Annotated in this window: 16 protein-coding genes; all 16 read right to left on the reverse strand. The window is 43.1% G+C overall.

What is annotated here, in order from left to right:
- Positions 1-19: 19 nt before the first annotated feature.
- The 16 genes from KTR06_RS01535 to KTR06_RS01610 all read right to left on the reverse strand — a co-directional run bounded on the left by KTR06_RS01535 (position 20) and on the right by KTR06_RS01610 (position 21407).
- A complete protein-coding gene (locus tag KTR06_RS01535; protein WP_087317135.1) occupies positions 20-2557 on the reverse strand; it encodes a glycosyl hydrolase 115 family protein in 2538 nt (845 codons plus the stop codon).
- Positions 2558-3065: 508 nt separating this feature from the next.
- The gene (gene murQ / locus KTR06_RS01540) at positions 3066-3881 is read right to left on the reverse strand and encodes an N-acetylmuramic acid 6-phosphate etherase (protein ID WP_008642957.1); all 816 of its coding nucleotides are present in this window, start codon (positions 3879-3881) and stop codon (positions 3066-3068) included.
- 40 nt (positions 3882-3921) lie between these two features.
- Positions 3922-4758: an ATPase gene (locus tag KTR06_RS01545; protein WP_151923099.1), complete on the reverse strand. Its 837-nt coding sequence runs from the start codon at positions 4756-4758 to the stop codon at positions 3922-3924.
- A 13-nt stretch (positions 4759-4771) separates the two neighbouring features.
- Positions 4772-6055 (reverse strand): MFS transporter, encoded by a 1284-nt coding sequence (locus KTR06_RS01550; protein ID WP_022199305.1) that lies wholly within the window; start codon positions 6053-6055, stop codon positions 4772-4774.
- Positions 6056-6069: 14 nt separating this feature from the next.
- A complete protein-coding gene (locus tag KTR06_RS01555) occupies positions 6070-7428 on the reverse strand; it encodes a SpoIID/LytB domain-containing protein (protein WP_151923100.1) in 1359 nt (452 codons plus the stop codon).
- On the reverse strand, positions 7425-9890 hold the full coding sequence (locus KTR06_RS01560; protein ID WP_217289894.1) for a DUF4922 domain-containing protein: 2466 nt from the start codon (positions 9888-9890) through the stop codon (positions 7425-7427). Before KTR06_RS01560 ends, KTR06_RS01555 begins: the two co-directional genes overlap by 4 nt.
- Positions 9890-11383, reverse strand: a complete 1494-nt coding sequence (locus tag KTR06_RS01565; protein ID WP_217289895.1) for a sodium:solute symporter — start codon at positions 11381-11383, stop codon at positions 9890-9892. The genes KTR06_RS01560 and KTR06_RS01565 overlap by 1 nt, the downstream gene beginning before the upstream one ends.
- Positions 11384-11475: 92 nt before the next feature.
- Complete coding sequence (locus KTR06_RS01570; protein WP_087317054.1) at positions 11476-12750, reverse strand: hypothetical protein; 1275 nt, start codon at positions 12748-12750, stop codon at positions 11476-11478.
- 259 nt (positions 12751-13009) lie between these two features.
- Complete coding sequence (locus KTR06_RS01575; RefSeq protein ID WP_217289896.1) at positions 13010-14044, reverse strand: DUF4857 domain-containing protein; 1035 nt, start codon at positions 14042-14044, stop codon at positions 13010-13012.
- 41 nt (positions 14045-14085) lie between these two features.
- Entirely contained in the window at positions 14086-14754 is a 669-nt protein-coding gene (locus KTR06_RS01580; RefSeq protein WP_015532263.1) for a hypothetical protein, read from the reverse strand.
- A 70-nt stretch (positions 14755-14824) separates the two neighbouring features.
- Positions 14825-15712, reverse strand: a complete 888-nt coding sequence (locus tag KTR06_RS01585) for an ABC transporter ATP-binding protein (RefSeq protein ID WP_118407381.1) — start codon at positions 15710-15712, stop codon at positions 14825-14827.
- Positions 15713-15735: 23 nt separating this feature from the next.
- Positions 15736-16302, reverse strand: coding sequence for a PepSY-associated TM helix domain-containing protein (locus KTR06_RS01590; RefSeq protein WP_118407380.1), 567 nt, complete (start codon positions 16300-16302; stop codon positions 15736-15738).
- Positions 16289-16876, reverse strand: a complete 588-nt coding sequence (locus KTR06_RS01595) for a hypothetical protein (protein ID WP_008642972.1) — start codon at positions 16874-16876, stop codon at positions 16289-16291. The genes KTR06_RS01590 and KTR06_RS01595 overlap by 14 nt, the downstream gene beginning before the upstream one ends.
- Before the next feature lie 115 nt (positions 16877-16991).
- Positions 16992-18614, reverse strand: a complete 1623-nt coding sequence (locus tag KTR06_RS01600) for a fimbrillin family protein (protein WP_118407379.1) — start codon at positions 18612-18614, stop codon at positions 16992-16994.
- Positions 18615-18670: 56 nt separating this feature from the next.
- The gene (locus KTR06_RS01605) at positions 18671-20182 is read right to left on the reverse strand and encodes a DUF6850 family outer membrane beta-barrel protein (RefSeq protein WP_118407378.1); all 1512 of its coding nucleotides are present in this window, start codon (positions 20180-20182) and stop codon (positions 18671-18673) included.
- Complete coding sequence (locus KTR06_RS01610) at positions 20175-21407, reverse strand: DUF4876 domain-containing protein (protein ID WP_118407423.1); 1233 nt, start codon at positions 21405-21407, stop codon at positions 20175-20177. The genes KTR06_RS01605 and KTR06_RS01610 overlap by 8 nt, the downstream gene beginning before the upstream one ends.

The following is a 21407-nucleotide window of genomic DNA, read 5'->3' on the forward strand; positions in this document are numbered from 1 at the left end:
TGTCTCTACATTGATCTTTTTATCTATTATCTCTCTTGCTTTTCGATTCATTCATAAACAGATAAGATTTCTTGTAGCCTCCGTAGTCTACAACCAACTTTTCCAGTACGATGCCCGGATCAAGAGGTTTGAAAATTAGTGTCTGCATGCCGTCTGATGTATTCGGCACATTCAGTTTGACCTTTTTCTCGACGATACGTCTTGCAACTGTCGGATAGTATATGCTATACACATTTTCGGGAAGTTCATTCAAATTCTGATTGAAATTGATAGTCTGTTCCTTCGCCCCTTCGAATCCGATACTGTACTCATGCCCTTTCCGGTCGTGGAAAGCAAGAGTCGATTTCACTATCACGTGAACAGTCACTTTGTCGACTCCTTTAGGCAATTTTATTTTGTAGGAGATAGAAGCTCCGTCGGTCGGCTGGGTATAAGGCATCAGAGCCATGCCGCTAAGGGTTCGTCCCATGTAGGGGATCACTGTCCATTCCGTACTTGGTGCTGCTTTAGTGCTGTAATAGTGTTCGGCCTCCATAGCTACATATCCGTCTTTCCCGGTGAAGACGTATCCACCGACAGCCTTTTCCGGATTTTCGATTCGGTAGGTTTGTGGTAGTGTATCAGCGGGGAAATTATCATTCCATGAGGTATAACCGATATGTTTCTGAATCATCATGTTCTTCCATTTGCCGCCGGACATAACGTTGTTATAATCGTCACTCAACGCTTTATCCCGTGCAAAAGCCTGTTCCACTTTATCTGCCCATTCGTTAGCTTGCGGATTGTTTTCTTTGTACAATTTATGGTTCATGGCTTGTGCATAATACATCTCGTACAGGTTTGCCATGGCTTGAACAGGGAAGAGGATTAATTGCTTGTAGGCATCTTTATATTCTGGTTTCAATGATATGTATTGTCTCAAAGCTTCCGCTTCCAGTTTCAGATATTCATCAGATACTTGTTTCCATTCGCCGGTCTCCAGGTTATAAGTATTCCGGTCGAGCATTTCTCCCGTTACGCGACCGTTATATTTGCTGTACAGGTTTAAGATTCGCATAGCTTCATCCGCTTGATCTTCGCCAAACTGCTGTGCGCAGAAACGACGGGGATGATCCAGCAAGTTAGAGACGTTGAATTGCTTGGGATTCCATGCCATATCCATGAAAAGCGTGATCGGATATTCCATTGGTTTCAAATCGCCTACATTCAGTATCCACAGCTTTTCTACTCCGTAATCGTATGTGAGTTGAAGTTGCTCCCACATATTTTGTATAGGGGTTACGTTCAGCCATTTGGAGTTTCTCGGAGCACCTACGTAGTCTACATGGTAATACATGCCCCAACCGCCCGGATGCTTACGTTCCTTGGCATTTGGCAGACGGCATACATTGCCCCAATTGTCATCACATAATAGCATGATAACATCATCGGGCACACGCATACCTTTATCATAGTAATCCAGTACTTCTTTGTATAGTGCCCAGACTTGCGGGGTTTCTTTGGCAGGACGTTTGGTGACTTCTTCAATAATCTTGCGTTGATTTTTGACTACATTTTCCAGCAGTTTCACGTTGGTGTTTTCGCTCATGGCTGCGTCACCGTCTCCGCGCATACCGATGGTTACGATATCTTCTGTGCCCTGCATCCGTTCGATGCCTTCACGGAAAAACTGATCGATCACTTTTTGATTGGTCGCATAATCCCATGCTCCATATTCTTTGCGCTTGCGTGACCATTCTTGATGGTTGCGTGCCATCGGTTCGTGGTGGGACGTGCCGATGATGATTCCCATTTCATCAGCAGTCTTACTATTCTGCGGGTCGTCAGCATAGAAAGCCCAGCTCCACATGGCGGGCCAAAGGAAATTACCTTTCAGGCGTAGTATCAATTCGCAAACTTGTGTATAAAAACGGTGGTCACCATAGTTTGTGCCGTAGGTCTGTTTTACCCAACCGGTCAGACAGGGCGCTTCATCATTGAGGAAGATGCCGCGGTAGGTCACCGCAGGTTCTCCGTCTGTATACTGTCCCGGCTTTACATATACATTCTGTTGCTTTCGGATAGGGACGTCTGCCCACCAATACCAGGGAGATACCCCTATTTGTTCGGAAAGTTCATAGATACCATAGATCGTACCGCGTCTGTCGCTGCCGATGATAACCACTGCTTCATCTACTCCTTCACAGGGATTAGTGACAACTTGCAGGATATATTTCTCGTTTTTCCCTTCCAGCTCTTTTTTATCTATTTTGTTTGCAGCTATCAGTTTTTTTACAAAAGGAGTACTATAGGTACCTACAATGACACAGTGTTTCGAACTTACGTTTGTTAAGAGCACAGGCTTCGTTCCGCATACTTGCAGTATATCTTGTTGAAGATTGCCGACAGCTATCATTACCCCTTTGTCTTCGGAAGAATCTACATATATCGGACAAGGAACTCCGTTGGCAATCAACGGAAAATGATTACCGGCCGGTGTGAATATTACAAATTGTTCAGCGGCAAATGCCGCTATACTCACAACAGAGAGGTAGAAGAATAGAAATAATCTTTTCATGGTTTCAATATTTAATAATTTGTTGTTAATCATTGATCTTACGTTTCACTGTAATCGGATATTCTACTTTGCAGATAATTGGTAATTGAAAAGTATATAACAGCAGGCTCAAAATGATGCAAATATCCTTCTTCATAAATACTATATTTAATGAAATTATTTTCTTTGTGTCTTAAATTCCAAAAATGGTTTATTTTTTGTCTGTACTGTGACACGATGCAAAGATAGTTGGTATTGATAAGAACGGGCTTTGGGTATGTTTCAATTATTTATACTGTTGATACCAATCTACTTTTTCTTGAAGTTTTTTCTTCGGAGATAAAATGAAGAAGTGTGAACAAACTGCTTTGTTCAATAAATGTTTTTGATTTTGTTTCAAAATCTTTTTGTATTGTATCTATGAGGCTGTCGGATGAATAATGATGGTTAATGTGTCATATTCCGTATTAATAAGATTGGTATGTGATGCGTATAATATAAGTTGGTTAAACAAGAGTAAGTAGAGATTTTAATGATCTTGAGAATATCGGTAAGCGTCAATTGCATTCTTAACCGAACCGTGTAACAGTAACAATTTTTGTGCATGGTCATGATTTAATCCTAGTTCCTCCATAATCATCCTGGTGCCTCTTTCTACCAGTTTATGATTACTAAGCTGCATGTTTACCATCTTATTTCCTTTCACCCGTCCGAGTTGAATCATGACAGAGGTGCTAATCATATTCAGAATCATTTTCTGTCCGGTACCCGATTTCATCCGGGAACTGCCTGTCACATATTCCGGCCCTACAATCATTTCGATGGCTACATCCGCTTCTGCTGCCATTGGAGAATCGGGATTACTGGTGATACAACCTGTCAGGACACCGTGTTTACGGGCTTCCCGCAAAGCACCGATTACGTACGGGGTAGTGCCGGAAGCGGCAATGCCGATAACGGTGTCTTTTTCGTTGATCTGGTGTTCGACGAGTTCTTCCCAGCCGCGATTTTCATCATCTTCGGCTCCTTCTACCGGATTGCGCAGGGCTGTATCGCCTCCTGCAATCAGTCCGATAATCCAGTTGGGAGACATACCGAAAGTAGGAGGAATTTCGGAAGCATCCAATACTCCCAGGCGACCGCTTGTACCGGCCCCCATATAAAAGATGCGTCCGCCTTGTTTCATGCGGGGCACAATCTGATTGACAAGCTCTTCAATTTGTGGAATAGCCTTTTGTACGGCTAATGCTACTTTCTGATCTTCCTGGTTGATATCTTCTAATATCTCTCGCACAGATTTCTTTTCCAGATGATCGTAAAGTGACGGTTGTTCGGTTATCTGCATTTTTATAATTACTGGTTATAAATTACAATAGGTAAAAGAATTATTGTTGATGGTATTGAATCAGTCCTTCCATCGGACTTTGAAGAATCTTACCGATCTGAATACCTGTTGTTTGCGCAGCCTCCTGCAAAACCTCCTTGTAACAGTGAGCTACGGAACCAATAAAATGTACCGGATATTGCTTATAATCATATTGCATCACGTTTCTGCGGAGAAAAGCGATAAAGCTGTTGAGCACTAGTGAACGGATAGCCGGTTCTTCCAGATGCTGTGCAAGGAAAGGGGAGAGACTAGCCAGAAAACGGTTCGGAAAGGGTTGGCGGTAAACGCGGTCGATGATTTCGGGAGCCGTCAGGTCGAAATGTTTTAAGAAAGCTTCTTTGATGGCGGGTGGAAGCTGGTTTTTCAGTACATCGCCTACCAATAGTTTTCCTAAGACTGCGCCGCTTCCTTCATCTCCCAGAATGAATCCAAGAGGGGAGATGTTGTTGACAATCTCTTCACCGTTGTAGAAACAGGAATTGGAACCTGTGCCGAGGATGCAGGCAATCCCAGCTTCATGTCCGCATAGTCCGCGGGCAGCGGCAAGCATATCCGAGTTGGCTTTGATGTTCCCGATGACGGGCAGGCTGTCGGCAATAGCCCGCCGGAGGACGGGAGCCTTTTCGGGAGTGCATCCTGCACCATAAAAAAAGACGGAGTTGATTGTTCCTTCCGGTAGTTGTGGCAGGAGGGAATGTGTCAGCTCTTGTTGAATTTCTTCTTCTGATTGGAAGAAGGGATTAATCCCTTTCGTTCCAATTCGTTTGATTGGGGTGCCGTTGAAAACGATGCACCAGTCGGTTTTGGTAGAACCACTATCTGCAATGAGTATCATATCTTTGAGTTTTTTATTGTTTCTTTCCGAAAGAATCCTCCAGTCGGTTGCGAATCATTAATGAGGCGACGATACCGGGCAGGGTACAAATACAAACCCAGATAAAGAAGTTTGTGTATCCGAGATGTTCCTGTATCCATCCGGCAGGCATACCGGGAATCATCATGCCCAGTGCCATAAATCCGGTTCCGATAGCATAGTGCGCCGTTTTGTGTTCACCTTCCGCTATATAAATCAGATATAGCATATAAGCGGTAAAGCCGAAACCATACCCCAACTGTTCGATCGCTACACAAATGGCTATAAATATAGGATTGTCCGGGGTGGCGGCAGCCATCCATACATATAATAGATCGGGAATGTTGATGGCTAATGCCATGGGTAATATCCATTTCTTGAATCCGTCACGGGAAACGAGGAAACCACTAATGATTCCACCGAGCAATAAAGCTATGACACCTATGGTACCGTAGATCATTCCGACAGTTGCTGTGGATAAACCCAGTCCACCTTTATCGGTCGTGTCGAGCAGGAAAGGAGAAGCTATTTTGGCTAACTGTGATTCTCCCAACCGATAGGTGAGGAGGAAAAAGAACATGAGACCGAGGTTCTTTTTCTGAAAGAATGTGACAAAGGTCAGGAGAAAATCCCCCAACAACTTACCCGGTGTGAGTCCGGGACGTTTAATGTCCGAATCAGGATGGGGGAGGATAAGTCGATGATAGATAGTAAGAGCCAGAAATAATCCGGCAAGGAGGTAGAATGTAATACTCCATGCCAAGGGAATATTGTTCTGTGATGTTTCCAGCCATCCTGCCAGCATGACTAGAATTCCCTGCCCGAAAATATTGGCAAGCCGGTAAAACGTATTTCGAATACCGACAAAGAAAGATTGTTCTTTATTATTGAGCCCGAGCATATAGAAACCGTCTGCTGCGATGTCATGCGTAGCGGAACTGAACGCCAGCAGCCAGAAAAAAGCAAGAGTCAACTGTACATAATGGGCAGTCGGAATAAAGAAGGCTATCCCCGCAAATCCGGCAGCGATGAAACCTTGCATGGCAATAATCCAGGCGCGTTTCGTTTTCACCAGGTCGACGAAAGGACTCCATAGCGGTTTGATAGTCCAGGGAAGATAGAGCCAGGAAGTATATAAGGCTATTTCCGTATTGGATAATCCCAAACGCTTGTACATGATAACAGCAATCGTCATTACCGCTACGTATGGCAGCCCTTCTGCGAAGTAGAGGGTGGGTATCCAGCTCCAGGGATTTCTTTTTGTAGTGGGTGTTGTCATGGTATTATTCTTTTTTATTGATATTGTTTTTCGAGTGTACTGCCGGGGTAATAGTGAGACAGTATTTCTTCATATTTGTAACCTTGCTCTCCCATTACGGCAGCACCAATCTGGCAAAGTCCTACTCCATGCCCCCATCCGGCTCCGGTAAGGATGAATCGTGAAGGGATTTTATCCTCTTTATGTCCTTTTTCCTCATATTCCTTGTCTACTACGAAGGCGGAACTATACAGATGGGAAGTAGATAAGGTACGGCGTATTTCCAGTTCTTTCCCGATAATAAGCGTTCGCAAGGTTCCTACAATTTTCAATCGGACAAGACGTCCGGATGTTCCCCGTTCTACAGGAATTAAATCAATGATTTGTCCGAAATCAATCCCTGAACGTTGATGAATCAGTTCTGAAAGCTCCTGCTGCGAATAACTGACTTTCCAACGATAGAAGTCTGCTGTTTCCTGATCGTAGTTGTTTAGTACTTGGCTTAGAATTTTCTTATCCTGCGTATTACAAAAAGCAACAGGTGAGGTACGTATCCATTTATCAGCTTCCGCCTCTATGGTCAAATCGGGAAGTTGTTTTTCAGTCTTGCTATCCCGTTGTCTGATTAGATAAGGATGCTTTATGTTTTCCCAACAATTTTGGAACTCTTCAAAAGCTCCGCCACAACATTTAGAGAAACGGGCATCACAAATCGCTCCTTTATACATCAGCACTTCCCCCCGCGTGGCGGAGACTGCTTCGATGGCTTGTGGTGTTGAGGCTCGTGTAATTCCCTGATAACGCTGGCAATGATCATCGGCACATACATCGAAATTTCTATGTGCTTCATGGTCATACCACTTAATAAATGAAGAATTAGGAATGAAGAATGAAGAATTGGCTGCGCTGTCTTTTTGCAAAGTTCTTTTAAATTCTTCATTTTTCATTCTTAATTCTTTATTTTTTTCGAGTAGCCAGCTTCGGGAGATGACGGCGTGAGCCTTTAGTAGTTCTAAAGAAGCTGTTGCGCTCATCTCTGATGAAATTACACTGGTAAGATATTCTTCAATGGAAATCACATTGATGGCGGTTAGTTGTTCTCCTTCGATGATAATCTTTAATTCCCCTTTGAATTTCTGGACTTCTTTGCGTTCCCAATGGAAGTTGATTCCGATGGTCACATCTTTCAGTTCAAAGAAAGCATGTGCATTTTGTGGAGGAATGAAGGATAATTCGTCGTACTCTTTCCCTTGCCAATGAATCTTCCCATCCTGATAAATAACTTTCTGTGTCCCGGAAATTTCCGTTCCGACAGAAGAACTAAATTTCACCGGGAAAGAGAATTCAATCTCTTTCCCGGAAAGGATACCAACTGTTATTTGAGGTTGAGTCATAATACAGCCTTAATACGTTCTAATATTTTTTGCAGTTTTTCTTTGGATATAGATATTTCCCGATAGATCTCATATACCTTTTCAGGAGTCAGTTTCTCCATATCCTCTTCACGTACTATAGGGAATATGCCGTTCATTTCAGCAATAGCAGGACTGATGATAATTTGTTCGTCCCCTTTTGCGTAATAGCAGTCAGGACGATGTTTGCTGCGTAAGAAGATAATACAATTGTAAGGGTGTTCGGCCACTGACTCAAATTCATCGTCATAGTTCTTTCCAAAATCCTCTTTGGTGCGTTCCAAACCATACCAGGCAAGAATATTCATCATTGGTTCTTTTCCGTTATTATTGGCAGCTAAAATGTCGTAAATCAGATGAAAGGTTTTCGACATTGTTGTCTTGTTTTTCGCCTGAATCCTGATGAAACTGTACGGGAAATCTTCATAACTAATTTGCACCTTGTCGTTATCTATTAAATCTATGTGATCGCAATATGGTCCTTGCATTCTTTCCTCTTTACTGCAAGCTTGAAAATGGGCATGATCGGGAGCGGAAGCTCCAGATTCCGGTCCATTATACAAAAGGAAGTATTCTTCCATAATGTCGGTGAGTTCTATCATATCTTTAAAACGCCTGGCTATGGATTGTGACTTGTGTTCCTTATCTACAATTGTAAAGTGGTGTTTAAATATGGGATAGGGATTAACCAGTATCTGATAATTCCTGTAACTGATGAACTCTTGTTCCTGCGGTCGGTTTGTTTGGCAGAGGAAGCAAGGCCGTGAGTGAATGGAGGCAGTATCTGTCTGTGCGGTAGCCGAAAGAATACGTTTCGGATTAAAGAATAGTTTCGCACTTAAACAATTGTTACCAAACCACTTGGATATTTTTTTTGTTCGTGACCGATACTGTTCCAGTGCTTGGTAATTTTCTTTGGCTAGTTCCCAAGAAAGAGTTTGCTTTTGGAATAACTGTTCGATACTTTGCTGAATTTCCTCTAATGTCGTTTTTTGTTGCAGGATGCGCTGTTCCAATTCCCACGTACGAAGCCGGTCTTTATATAGATTATTCTGGTTGATTTTCTCAACAGGCAGTGCAGCATCCGAGTTGCCTTCCCAACGGCGACAAAGGTAAATCACGTCGTATATTCTGCCTATCTGATAATCGTGTGAAATTTTCAATCCAAGGGCATAATCTTCTCCATAGCTTGTGTTCGGGACTTTGATTTCCCGAAGAATGGGCGTGTAGAATGCACGGGGAGCTCCCAGACCGTTGATACGTAATGCATTATTTCGTCCGTTGTCGGGCGTCCATTCCTTATGATCGATGATGCCGGGGGCAATTTCCTGCATATCAAAGTTAGTCATCATATAAGTGCCGATTACCATTGCACATTTCTGTGTATAGAAAGTATCAATGATGATTTGCAGGCTATGTTCGTCTTTATACACGTCATCGCTATCAAGTTGGACGGCAAACTTTCCGCATTTCTCGTGATGGATACCTATGTTCCAACATCCGCCTATACCGAGGTCATCTCTTTCGGGAATGACGTGAATCAGTCGCTTGTCCGAACTAAGTTCACGGAGAACTTCACTGGTTCCGTCTGTCGAATGATTGTCGATGACAATGACATTGAACGGAAAGGTCGTTTGCTGGTTCAGTGCCGAGCGTACGGCATCTTTGACTGTGCGAATACGGTTGCGTACGGGTATAATGACAGAAGCTTCATATTCAAAAGTGTGGGAAGAAAAGTCTACGGGACGGAAGATAGGATAAAGATATCCGCCAATTTCCTTCAAATGGTTGGTGCATGCCTGTTCCATTTCAATCTGTACCTGACGGTTTTTAGGGTCTACATAATCGAACTGCTTCTCACCGCTTTTCCGCTTGTCACTTTCTACTTCGGTATATAAATATTCGTTGATGTGTACCAGTTTGCTCTTTTGGGATATTTTGAGTCTCAAATCATACAAACCTGCATATTGATATTCCTCTTCTGTATTTTCTATAACTTCCTTGAATGCGTTGGCATTGAACAGTAGAACCGAGCCGAAATTGAAGTCGTCACGCAGGCTACCGGGTTGGTAATCAATGACCGGAGCTGTTTTTTGCACACCGTCTATCTGTTGGTAATGGTCTGCATATACCATAGCAGCTTGGGTCATTTCCATTACTTGAACCATTCTTTCAAGAGCGAACATGCCTATTTTTAGTGCAGTGTGTTTGGTATAGAGCAAGGTATATGTTTTATCAGAATGTTCTGCAATAGCTCGCATCGCTTGTGTAGACTGCATTTTCTCTACAGAGATGAGTTCGCATCCGGGAATACAGACATTGGTAATTGGCGATGCTAATAAATAAATTTTGTCTACCAGCGTCGATGCACGTAACTCCTTAACTGTTTGCATAGTTTCTTCCAACCGGCTGAAAGGAAGAAAACAGTTGATTGTTGTTTTCATTATTTTACTTCTTGTTTTGTAGTATGAGTTGTGTAAGATGTTTCTTTGTCTTGTTTTTTGATGAACAAACAAAGTCCAAGGAATGTGAACAGGGCATTGATTATCAACAACTCGTAACTAATTTGGTAACCGTTGAGCCATGCTTCCGAATTTCTTTGCAGGATATAGCAAAGAATAGGAGAAGCGATAGCTACCAACGGAATATATTTATCATAAACTTGTTTCTTGGTGAAGATGCCGAAAGCGAACAGTCCTAAGATAGGGCCATACGTATAACTGGCCAATGTGTAAATCGCATCAATCACACTGGTGTTGTTCAGCAGATTGAATACGAAAATGACTGCTCCCATCACAACTGCCATACCGATATGTACATGTTTGCGTATTTGGCTAAGTGCCGCCTCTCCTTTTTTCTGTGCATGTAAAATATCTACAGTAAAGGAAGTGGTCAGTGCCGTCAAGGCAGAACCCGCTGCAGAATAGGCGGAGGCTATCAGTCCGATAATGAATAATATTCCGACTATGCCGGGAAAATAATTTCCGGTAGCAATCATCGGAAACAACTCGTCGCTTTTTTCCGGATTCCCAATGCCTTGTTGTGCTGTAAACGTATATAATAGTACTCCCAGCATCAGAAAAAGCAGAATGACAAAGAATTGTGAGATACCGCTTGTAATCATATTCTTTTGAGAATCCCGGAAATTCTTGCAACTAAGATTGCGTTGCATCATATCCTGGTCGAGCCCGTTCATGGCAATGACAGTGAACACTCCTGCCAGGAACTGTTTGAAGAAATAGCGTTTGTCGTTCACGTCGTCAAAAAAGAATGTCTTGGAAAAGTCACTATCTGATATGGTAGTAACCAGGCCGCTAAAGTTGAGGTGCAAGTTGGAGGCTATATAATAGATACATAGTACCACAGAGACTACCAGGCAGAATGTTTTCAATACATCCGTCCAAATCAATGATTTCACTCCGCCCCGGAAAGTATAGAGCCATACGATAAATACGGTAAGCATGACATTCAACAGGAAAGGAAGATGGAAAGGCTCGAAGATCAGCAGTTGCAGCGTCAGGCATACCAGAAATAGTCGAACGGCAGCTCCCAGCATCTTTGAGATAAAGAAGAACCATGCTCCTGTTTTATAGGATGAATCTCCGAATCTGTTCTCCAAATATTCATAGATAGAAACCAGATTCATCCGATAGAACAGTGGAACAAGCACAAAGGCGATAATAAACTGTCCGACTATAAAGCCGAGTACCATTTGCAGATAAGAGAAACTACTGGCTTGTACCATGCCCGGAACAGATACAAAAGTAACTCCCGAAATGGTGGAACCAATCATGGCAAAAGCAACAACATACCATGCCGATTTACGGTTTCCTACGAAGAACCCTTCATTGTCAGCTTTGCGTCCTGCTATATAAGAGATAGTGAACAGGATTATAAAGTATGCCACAATAGTGATAGATATAACGGCTGGACTCATATCTGCTATTTAAATTCGTTTGAGGATGAATGATCCGAATTAGTTTATCTTTGTCTACAAAAGTAGGGAATTTATCATAGATATGTATACTCTTACCTATTTTTTATTCCCGGTGTGCCTCCGGTCGCGTGTTTGGACGAACGCCAGTTTTTATTGAGCGAGGACAACTCCGGAGATTTCTTTTCAAGCGAAATGCCGGTTATTTTGTCAATGGTGTGCATTTCATCTCTAAAACAACAAGTGTCAAAAGTATGTCCTGGTGCAGTCTCTTTACTACTCGAAAGTGCCAGATACCCACCATTATTGTTCAGTGCCGGGAAGTTCGGTATAATTATTATATTTTCTCCACCAACTTTATGTTTCTGAACAACTCTGTTGAAGTATTTCGTGAAACAAAGATAAGTTTTGGAAGGAATGGCTAGGGGAGTAGAAGGACTCTCATTTTGAAGGATAGTAGTATTGTATATTGTCCCGTCTTCATGCATTTTATATAGATAAAGTGCGGGTAAAATGACTGCCTGTTCAGTTGGATTATAGATTTCTACATATTCTGCACCATCAGTGGCATTGTTATACATTATTTCATTGAAAAGAAGCATACCTCTCACATCTCTCGGTAGTTCGGGAGTGTCCGGATTATCTGGAAGGTCCGTATCGGGGTTATCGGGTGTTTCGTCGGGTGATGTGTTCGTTTCTACGTCATTAGACAACTGTATGTGATGGAACGTGAATCCTTTACAACGGGTTTTGGTGTAAATGCAGTATATACCGCAGTAGCGGGAAGTCTGTATATCGGTATCTTTTATCTGTTTTTCTTTTACGTATTCATTCTCGGATTCAAGCCGTGTCCAAAAAGTCCAGTAACCGTTATTGTCACATTCTACTTTTATGTATAGTTTCGGTGAAGAGTTTCCTTTCATTAGTTCTCTTCCCGAAGCCAGTAGTTTAGATTGGTTTCCGTTTTGGCGATAAAGAGCTACATTATCTTTTGCTCCTCCAATCTGAATGTAATAGCCGTTTAAATTACCGGAAAGAATGTTTGAGGAAGAAGTCAGATAAAATCGTGCATAATTGTTGGCGGAGGGGTTGAAGGTGAGGTGAACTCCAAATTCCCAACGGGTGTTTTTTACAGAGGTAGAAGGAATGGTGATATATGCTGTTCCGGCGTCTTCCTGTGGATCATTTAGATGGATTCCTTCTTTAGAATTGATGGTGAATTTGTCCATCTCTCCTTCCCAAGGAAGTTCGGGTGTGATAGTGTCTCCTCCTTTTAAATCTCCCTTTTCTTCGTCATCAGCAGGGAGCGAACAATTATAGAACAATATGATGAAGATACTTAGGAAAGCAAATGCTTGGTAAACTTTCATACGGTTTTTAGTTTGAGTTATTTCGTTTTACCGTATTTGTTTGAGTATAATGCAGAAGCAATTGCGGTTTAAATAGTTGATGAGTCGGCAAAGGTAAACCTTTTGCTGGGAAAAAACATACTTATTGAAGAAATAATTGTAAATCCTTTTGTTTTCTCTAAATGCGTGGAAAGGAAACAGTGAGGGGTTATCAAAAGTCACATTTAATTTATTGACTTTTGATAACCCCTCACCCATGTTACATTCAATTATTGAAACATTATTCGAAGCGTGGCATTACATATTTATCTGTGTAAGATGTGAACGTAATACCTGGCATGGAATGAACGTTCGATTCGTTCTCCAACTTCTTTATCAACGAATAATCGTTGGCGTCCAATGCGTAATAGTTATCTGAAGCCGGAGTTGTCACACGGACTGTCCAGTCGAACATATTACCGATGATGGTGAGCGCATCCGTTTCCGGATCAAATGCTGGGATTCCTGTTTTTACGATTTCATACGTCCGGTTCTGCAACACATAGAAAGCGTTGTTGGCATCGGTCATAAAAGCAAGCGTCTTTTTATTTCTGAACTCGGTCAGATACAGATGTTCTAATGTCAGGCCTTCAGGCAAGGTGATGGCACGGACATACGGGCGTCCTTTCACCTGTTTCAGATGAAACAGACGACGGTCGGCATCCAACAGAAGATAACCTTCGTCATACTCCTTTTTCACCGTCGGATTTCCTACGATTTCCGTTGCCGGAAAACGAAAATCCTTCTTAGTCATAGCTTCGGTAAACTGAAGGCTTTTGTCTTCCTTCACGCTGTTGGTAGCCATGTCGATAAATTCGATCCCTTTGGAGGTGATACGGAATACGTCATCCGGCATTTTCAGGTCCACACGTCCTGACATAGATTCCATCAGTGGGTAAAGCCCGATAGAAGGTGCGTTTATATCCGAAGGCACACTGCGGAAGTTGAAGTTTTCTGTCTGCACCATTTTAGGAGTCATTGCGATTCCTTGAATGGTATCCGGAAAACGCTCATCAGACATCAACTGACGGAAATAAAACATAGGCAGGATGCTGTCGAAAGCAGCTTCCGAATAAATGTTTCCTGCAAGGTCGTGGCGCACGGTTCCTTTCCCTTCTTCTTGTCCCATCTGGGCGAAATCGCCAATTACGAAACTATACAGGGTAAAGGGAGTCTTTTCCGGCTTTACGACAAAGAAATTGTAACACCAGGGCAGCTGCCAAAGAAGCAGAAAAGCGATGGTTACATATAATAGTATGGTACTGAAACGTCTCATTTCTCAATCTTTTAATTTTAAATCTTTAATTTTTTTATTGGTTAATCCTGTTTTCCGGCCTTGAACCGTACGATAGAGAGCCACGAGAAAGAGGCTGTCAACAAAGTATAGACCACTAAATAAGGGAGAAACTTGTTGTATGCTTCCGGCGTAGGCGACAGGAAGAAGATTCGGAGTAACAATACTGCGATAATGAGATTCAGGATACGGCGTTTCCATGCCGGTTCGAGGCAAATCCATGCGACGAGCAGATAGCCGGAGATGCCGGCGAGATACCACGTTAAAGCGGTAAGCAGTATGTGGTTTTTGAGCTCATGGGCAAGGATTCCGTTCAGATAGATCTCCATCAACAGGAAATTGGAAGCGAAGCAGACAAGAAGCAGTATGAGTCCGGAGAGTAACATATTGCCCGTCATTTTCAGTTCCGGATAAGGTAGATGGAGAGTCAGTTTCAGACATTTGCGTTGCATCTCGGGGACAAACTGCACGATTGCCATCAGGATTCCGGCAATCAGAGGTATATATTGCAACATATCAATGAAGATGACATCCCGTTGCAGCATGACTTCCCATACATGGGCAGCCCCTTTCATTTCTACCACCCGGTTAATGCGGAGCATACAGTAGCCTGTAAAACCAAGTGTGGCGAGCACGGCAAGCAGAAAATACCACCGTGTCTTTATCCATTCTTTATAAAATATAGCGTACATTCTTGAGGATTTATGATTTATGAATGATGATTTATGGGTTACGAGTTGCCAACTCTTATTCTTAATTTAATCAGTATTTCCCGGTGAGGCCGATAAAGGCATCTTCCAAATTGACTTGCTCACAGTGCAAGTCTGTGTAGGGCACTGACATTGATTTCAGTTTGGCTTCTGTTTCTGCCGGTTGCAGGAAGGAGAAAGTCTCCAGCTGGTTCCGCATGATGGAAGGATGGTAGAAATCATCCGATGCAGGAAGCTCGTAACCTTCGGGAATGGTGAAGGTGTAGCGGCGTCCTTTTTCCAGTAATTCGGTGATTGGTTTCTGAATCAGTATCTTTCCGTAGTCCATAATAATGCAGTCGTCAACGAGACGTTCCATATCCTGAATGATATGCGAGGTCAGAAAGACGGTTTTACCTTCCGAACGGGCATAGTCGCGGAGATAGTCCACAAACAGGCGGCGGTAGCCGGGATCGAGTCCGAGCGAGAAGTCGTCCAGTACCAGAAGTTCCGGGTTTTGTGCGAGAATCAGTCCGAGAGCTACTTGAGAGCGCTGTCCGCAGGACATACGTGAGATGCGCTGTCCGGTAGCTACTTTCAATTTATTCATCAGTTCGTAGTACGCTTCTTTTTTCCACTGGCCGGGGTAGAAGGCTGCGTAGAATTTTTCTATTTCGGTGATGGTCATGAATTGGTATTGCACATGACCTTCGATGAGCAGTCCGATATTGCGGCGCAGAGCCGGTGCCATGGTCTGTATCTCCTGTCCGAAGATGCGACATTCTCCCGAACGGGGTTTCAGGTAACCGCTCAAGATATTGATAGTGGTGGTTTTGCCCGTACCGTTCTTTCCCAATAGTCCCAGGATACGTCCTTTGGGCACTGTGAAACTAAGGTTTTCGTAAATCAACCGTTTACCGTAGTAGTGCGTCAGGTTGTTACATTCGATAATTTGTTCCATTTGATTTTATCTGTTATTTCGATTCAAAAGAAGAAAAGGAAAAGAATGGGAATCAAGATTCCGACTATTAGTTCTATTCCTCCTCTGCCGATAATGCCCTTGTTCCCTTTCAGCATGATAATGCCGGAGAGAGTAATGATAATAAGGGCGATAGCGAAAATATCCGCGAAGTAAGTCCACCATTGTCCCGGATTGTAATGTAAACGGGACATCGCTCCGATAAGCGGGCGACGGGTGACGGATTCATATACCGCGTCTCCTGTCTTCACGTTTACCAGGAGGTTGGAACCGCCTTTCAGGAAGACTTTCATTACGTCCGTTTTCGGGAAGTAAAATTTGGTATAGTTGCCGGTTTCTCCCAAAGGTTCCAGTAGAGTAAGTACTTTCTCTTTACTCATTCCTGCTTTGTCCGGTAGCTTTTCCGCTATTTTATATTCTTTCCGTGTGATGGAGAAGTTCGGATTAATCGTGTCACGGTGATTCATTACAATTCCGGAAATGGCATATATCAATACCATTCCGGAAAAGAAAAATGACAGGTCACGGTGTATGAGCCGGCTCCATTTACGAACAGTACTACTCCACTTCATACGAGTTGGCTTCCATAAAATAGAAAGATAAATACTCTTTTCCTGTTTCTGCTTTGCGGTCGGCTATTTTTGCGCGGAAGTCTGCGATGCGGGCTTCGGGACTGTTGGCTGTTTCGCCGCGTGCTTTCTTTTCAGAATCGCATCCGGCTTCACCGGTTCCGTGTTTTTCGGCAGCTTGTGCTTTGAGTTGTGCTTCCCAGTTTTGGAGGTAGGCTTCGTCGATGCGTTGTTCTTTCAATGTTCCGGTAACACGGACGATAGAGTTCACACATTTAGGATCGAAGGCTCCCAATGTCCCGGCTTCTACACGGATCACTTGGGTATCGTCACTGCCCATCAGGAAGATTTTCTTTGCACCATGTTTGCAGGTATGTGTGCAAACGCCTTCAATGGTTACTTCTTGTCCTGCAAGGTTTTCGGCATTGGCAAGGAGAGAATCAATTTCCAAAGCGGAAGATGCAGACTGTTCTGTAGTCGCTTCTGATGCGCTTTTCTGTTGTTTGTTACCACATGAAGTTCCGATAAAAGTCATTGCCATAAGGGCAATTGCGATTGTTAGCTTTTTTGTTTTCATTGTTATTGCTTCGTTTTTATATAGTTTGTAATCTGTTTTTCGTTTGTTTATAGCTTTTAATAGTTCGCCTTACGGGCGGGGAGTTTCAACCATGCTTGAAACAAATACTACTCCTTTAGTTGGCAGCTTGATCCCTTACGCAACGGAGTTGCATACCGGCTTTAATGCTGACATAAGATAATGATAATCTGCCTTCCGAATACTTTGCATTGATTGTACTCATTAATCCAAAGAACTGTATATTGGTAAGTAGTCCGCTGGTGCTATTGTATACGGGCTTGAAGGCAGTCGAAGTCATAAGATAATTCATTGCCGGTTTTCCGTGCCATGCAGTTTGAATATTGGCATCTTCTGCTATTGCCGTTTTTTGATAGCTGCCGGCACCTGTAAGGCTTGTTGCCATACGAACGCCGGAGAATTGGTAATTGAATCCTGCATTATTCAGTGATGATATTTTGGCGCCGTCATAAACTGCATCATAGAAAAGAGCTTTATCACCATCAGCCGGTACCTTGCCGTCGACATCATTCGTTGTTTTTCCTACCAGATTAAAGTATTCCAGACGTGTTGGTATGTGCCAACCTTTCGGACAAATACCTTGCGCTCCTTCAAAAGAGTTCAGATTACTTTCAGTAATTTCCTTACCGCCCAGTGCAACTTGGAAATCATATAGATAACCTAATTCTTTGATAGCACTTTCCTCTGTTGTGGCTACGGTTGCACCGTCAGCTTTGATTTCATACGGGTACCAAACATGGCTATCAGCAGTAGGATCGGTAGAAGGAGTATATCCTTTCGGAAGATAGATAAGCGGTTCAGCCATCCACGTAGTACCGTTTGCCAAAGTTACCGTGTTATATTTTACATTATCGTATAAGAAATAGTTCTCATCGAGATGTTCTTCGAAAGGAATCTCATTGTCTGCTCCGATTTCACCTTCATCTGTCCAGTTTTCGATGTCACCGATAAGTTTAACCTCTATATCGTCAGGCAATACACGGATGTTTACGCTGTATTGTCCTCCTTGCGCTAAAGTAGTAGATGTGAGTTTCTGCGACAAGGTCTTGCCATCAGAAGTTGCTACTTCGAGCGTCAAAGCTACCGTTTGGGGAACGATGAGGGCGCGGTAAGTTTTGTTCGCTTCAACAACCTGTGCCGTAATGTTTGTAGCTGCGACATTCGCGTCAGCAGTAACTGTAAGGGCAGCCAGATCAAGAGTTGCAGTCGGGATAGAGCCTTTCAATGCAATGGATGTTATGTTGGCTTCTACTTCCTTTGTTACATTAATGACCAGTTTGGTAAGCAGATGCTTAAAGTTCATTGTTATAGTATTTACAGTAGGAAGTACATCTTTATTGCTTGCTGCCATAAGGTCTGATGCCCCATATCCGGTGGTCTGATCGGCTTCTACAGAAAAAGAAGTAGGAGTATTACCTTCTCTATAAGGATAGTATGCTACTATCTGCGATTTGTCATTTCCTTCCGGATACCAAAGCAAGTCACCTGCAAATACTCCGTCATTGAATGTCATCTGTTTATTTTCCGCATATACGAAGTCATCGTTTTGGATGATTGTAACGCCAATTTTATCTCCGGTCTCAAAGTTAACTTCGGTAGCGCGTGTGATAACAGGCGAGATAGTAATACGACTGTTGGCAGGTGTCAGCGTTTCGTTCTCTTCCTGCTGGCAAGATACCAAAAGTGCTGCTGCAAAGATAAATGTTAAACTCTTTTTCATTGCTTAATAATTTAGTTTATATATATTCATTGTTTTCAAAAAGCATATCCCGGTCCTCAAAAAGTATATCCTAACTTGATAGTCTCATTCCAACGGCTCGAACCATCTATATAGTGAAGGTTGAAACCGCGTGTATAACTTCCCTGTACTTCAGCATAGATCCCATGGTTGAAATGATAGCGTAAACCGAGACGAAGCGTTGCTTGTGGAGCGGTAGCATATTCATTCTGCAGATTATAATAATCTGTCAGACGATAAGGTGGATCACCCGGCTCCGTATCTGTTGCAACGACTCTGTTTTTCTCGGTAGAGTTTCCTATGGCAAAGGAAGCGGCTGCCTTTAAGTCAAATTTCCCTATATGAAACACGCTGGATACATAAGTCTGCGTACAAAGCATCTTTTCCGACGCTACATACGGATACATCTGGGTAGTCAGTCGTTTGAAAGTTGAAATATGTGTTCCCAAACGAACTTCTGTACGAGGACTTATAAATTCATATTCGGGATGGACCGAGAAAGCATCTCTTTCGAAAATGCGGTTGGAGCCGTTGATATAAGTCGTCGTTATTCCGTTAACAGTCTCCTTATTAATCACATTCTCGTTGTTGACCAAATGTGACCATTGCAGGTTCAATCGTAGAAAATGCTCTTTCTTTCCCTGTTTGAAATGATAACTCAAATGAGAGGCAATCCGGTGAGTGGGGAATTTGAACCAGATAGCATCTCTTTCACCGGCAGACCCCGAAGAATAGGTATATTCGATATCTCCATAAAATCCCTTCCATTGAAGTTGCAGTGCTCCCCCGTTAGACAGTTCTTTGATCGGAAAGCCGTTGATTCCCGATTCGCTTAGATGAATCCCGCTGCCGTCCCATGCTTCATAAGCTCCATACATCAGTCCTTTATCCAAGAAGGCGTTGTAAGAGTTTTCGGTAGTCCCGATTACTTCCGCCTTGATCGATTCGCTGTTTTTGCTGAATATATAAGAAAAACCAATGGCTAGATCGCCCGAGTGATACATCACGCTGGGGGCTACTTTCAAATCCAGTCGATAATTGGTATGTCGCAAGTCTTTCCGTTTGGAATAGTTGGAGGCGGCAAAGTCAATCTTTCCTCCCAATCGCCAGTTAGGTGCAATATCTGATGCAATACCGCCCATAAAAGCGTATCGTTGCAGGTCTTTGCCTCCGGGAGTGAACTCCAGAATGTCTACCGGATAAAATCCCGGCTGGATAAACATGGAACCACTCATGTCCTTACCGGAAGTATGATCGAATGAGAAAGAACCAGTCAGCGAATACCCTTTCAGATGAGTGATAGACTTGGCTATTGCTCCGGCATTCCATGATTTCTCCGCTTCGTAAGAGTGGTGGAAATCACCATGGTTATTCTTACCATACAGTTCGGCATAGGAAGAAGAGATGCTATCCATCCTGATACCTGTGACATTTTCTCCGGCATTCCAGGAATTACGCCGTTCTATAATGTCGTAAGTCTGTGCCGAAACACCGTACACTATACATAGTAACCAAAGACCTGTTATATATATTTTTTTCATCTCACTCATGCAAAGATTGTTTTTCTCTTTCATAAAAATCGGTAGAAGAGTTGTTGGTGTCCATCAATACTTCATAACCTGCTTCCTGCGTAGCTTCTTCGTCCACATGGCGATATAAGCTGCGTCCGTTGTATGTCGCACTTTGAGTGACATATCCTGCGTCGATGGAAGGAGATATACGTTTCTTGTTGTTGGAGGAACCACCATAGTACACTTCCGCTCCATCAATCACCCAGTCGAGCGGAACTGCTATCACCCGGTCGGTGGTACTTCCCGGTTTTTGTATCACACTTCCCTCTTTTAGAACAAAGTCCTGTATCGTGGTATCCTTAGCTTTAAAGATAACCGTAGCAGGAGAAAAAATAGAGAACGAGTAAGCATTCGCCTGTCCGGTTTTCAATACCACGTTCAGATAATGATCCGGTGTGATCTGATCGCCCGGAGCCGGATGGTACTGCGTATTCGGGAAATAAACGTTATTGTAGCAGACAAAATATCCCGGTTTGTTCAGATTGACAGATTGCGGGTATTGCGCTGCATGGTCAACTGCTCCATTGATGGCAATCACTGCATCTTCTCCCGGTTGAAGCGGGAAAGTCTTGCCGGTACCGCCAAACTGCCAGATGCACTGAACGATGGGAGCAAAATCCCGGAAGATGGTTGCTCCGGTTATTTCATCCTGCGTTACCCATACATTGGTAGCTTGTGAGTTGTAAGGATCGAGTGCTCCGAAACATAAACTATCGAGATATTGCACTTCCGAATCGTTATTATGCAGGATTATATATTTGTCGGACTGGTAGTTTCCCTCCAGCGGCAACTTTGTACATCCTCCGCAATAAATCTCCTTAATAATAATAGCCCCGGCTCTGGAATGGATGAGCGGGAGGTTGAACGCCATGTTTCCGCTGGTCAGTTTCACATTATCGGCCAGTCCGTTGAAAATATCCTGTCCGTCCTTGTCGCTGACCTGCACGCGATATATACCTTTAGTCAGAGAGAATTGCGCCACTCCGTTCTTGTCGGTTTTAGCCTTGTAAGAATTTCCACGGTCGACGTCTTCAATCTTTACGGTCACTCCTTCCCGGAGATATTCCGAGTATCCATCCGGGTATACGGCAGTCACTTGCAGGCTGTGCAACTGATCGTCGTACGGATTCTCTTTATCAAGATCCGTGCATCCTGCAAGGAGGCCGGTCACTGTTAGTAATAATATGTAGATAGACTGCTTCAT

Source organism: Bacteroides sp. MSK.20.12 (assembly GCF_019052435.1).
Classification (GTDB): Bacteria; Bacteroidota; Bacteroidia; order Bacteroidales; family Bacteroidaceae; genus Bacteroides; species Bacteroides xylanisolvens.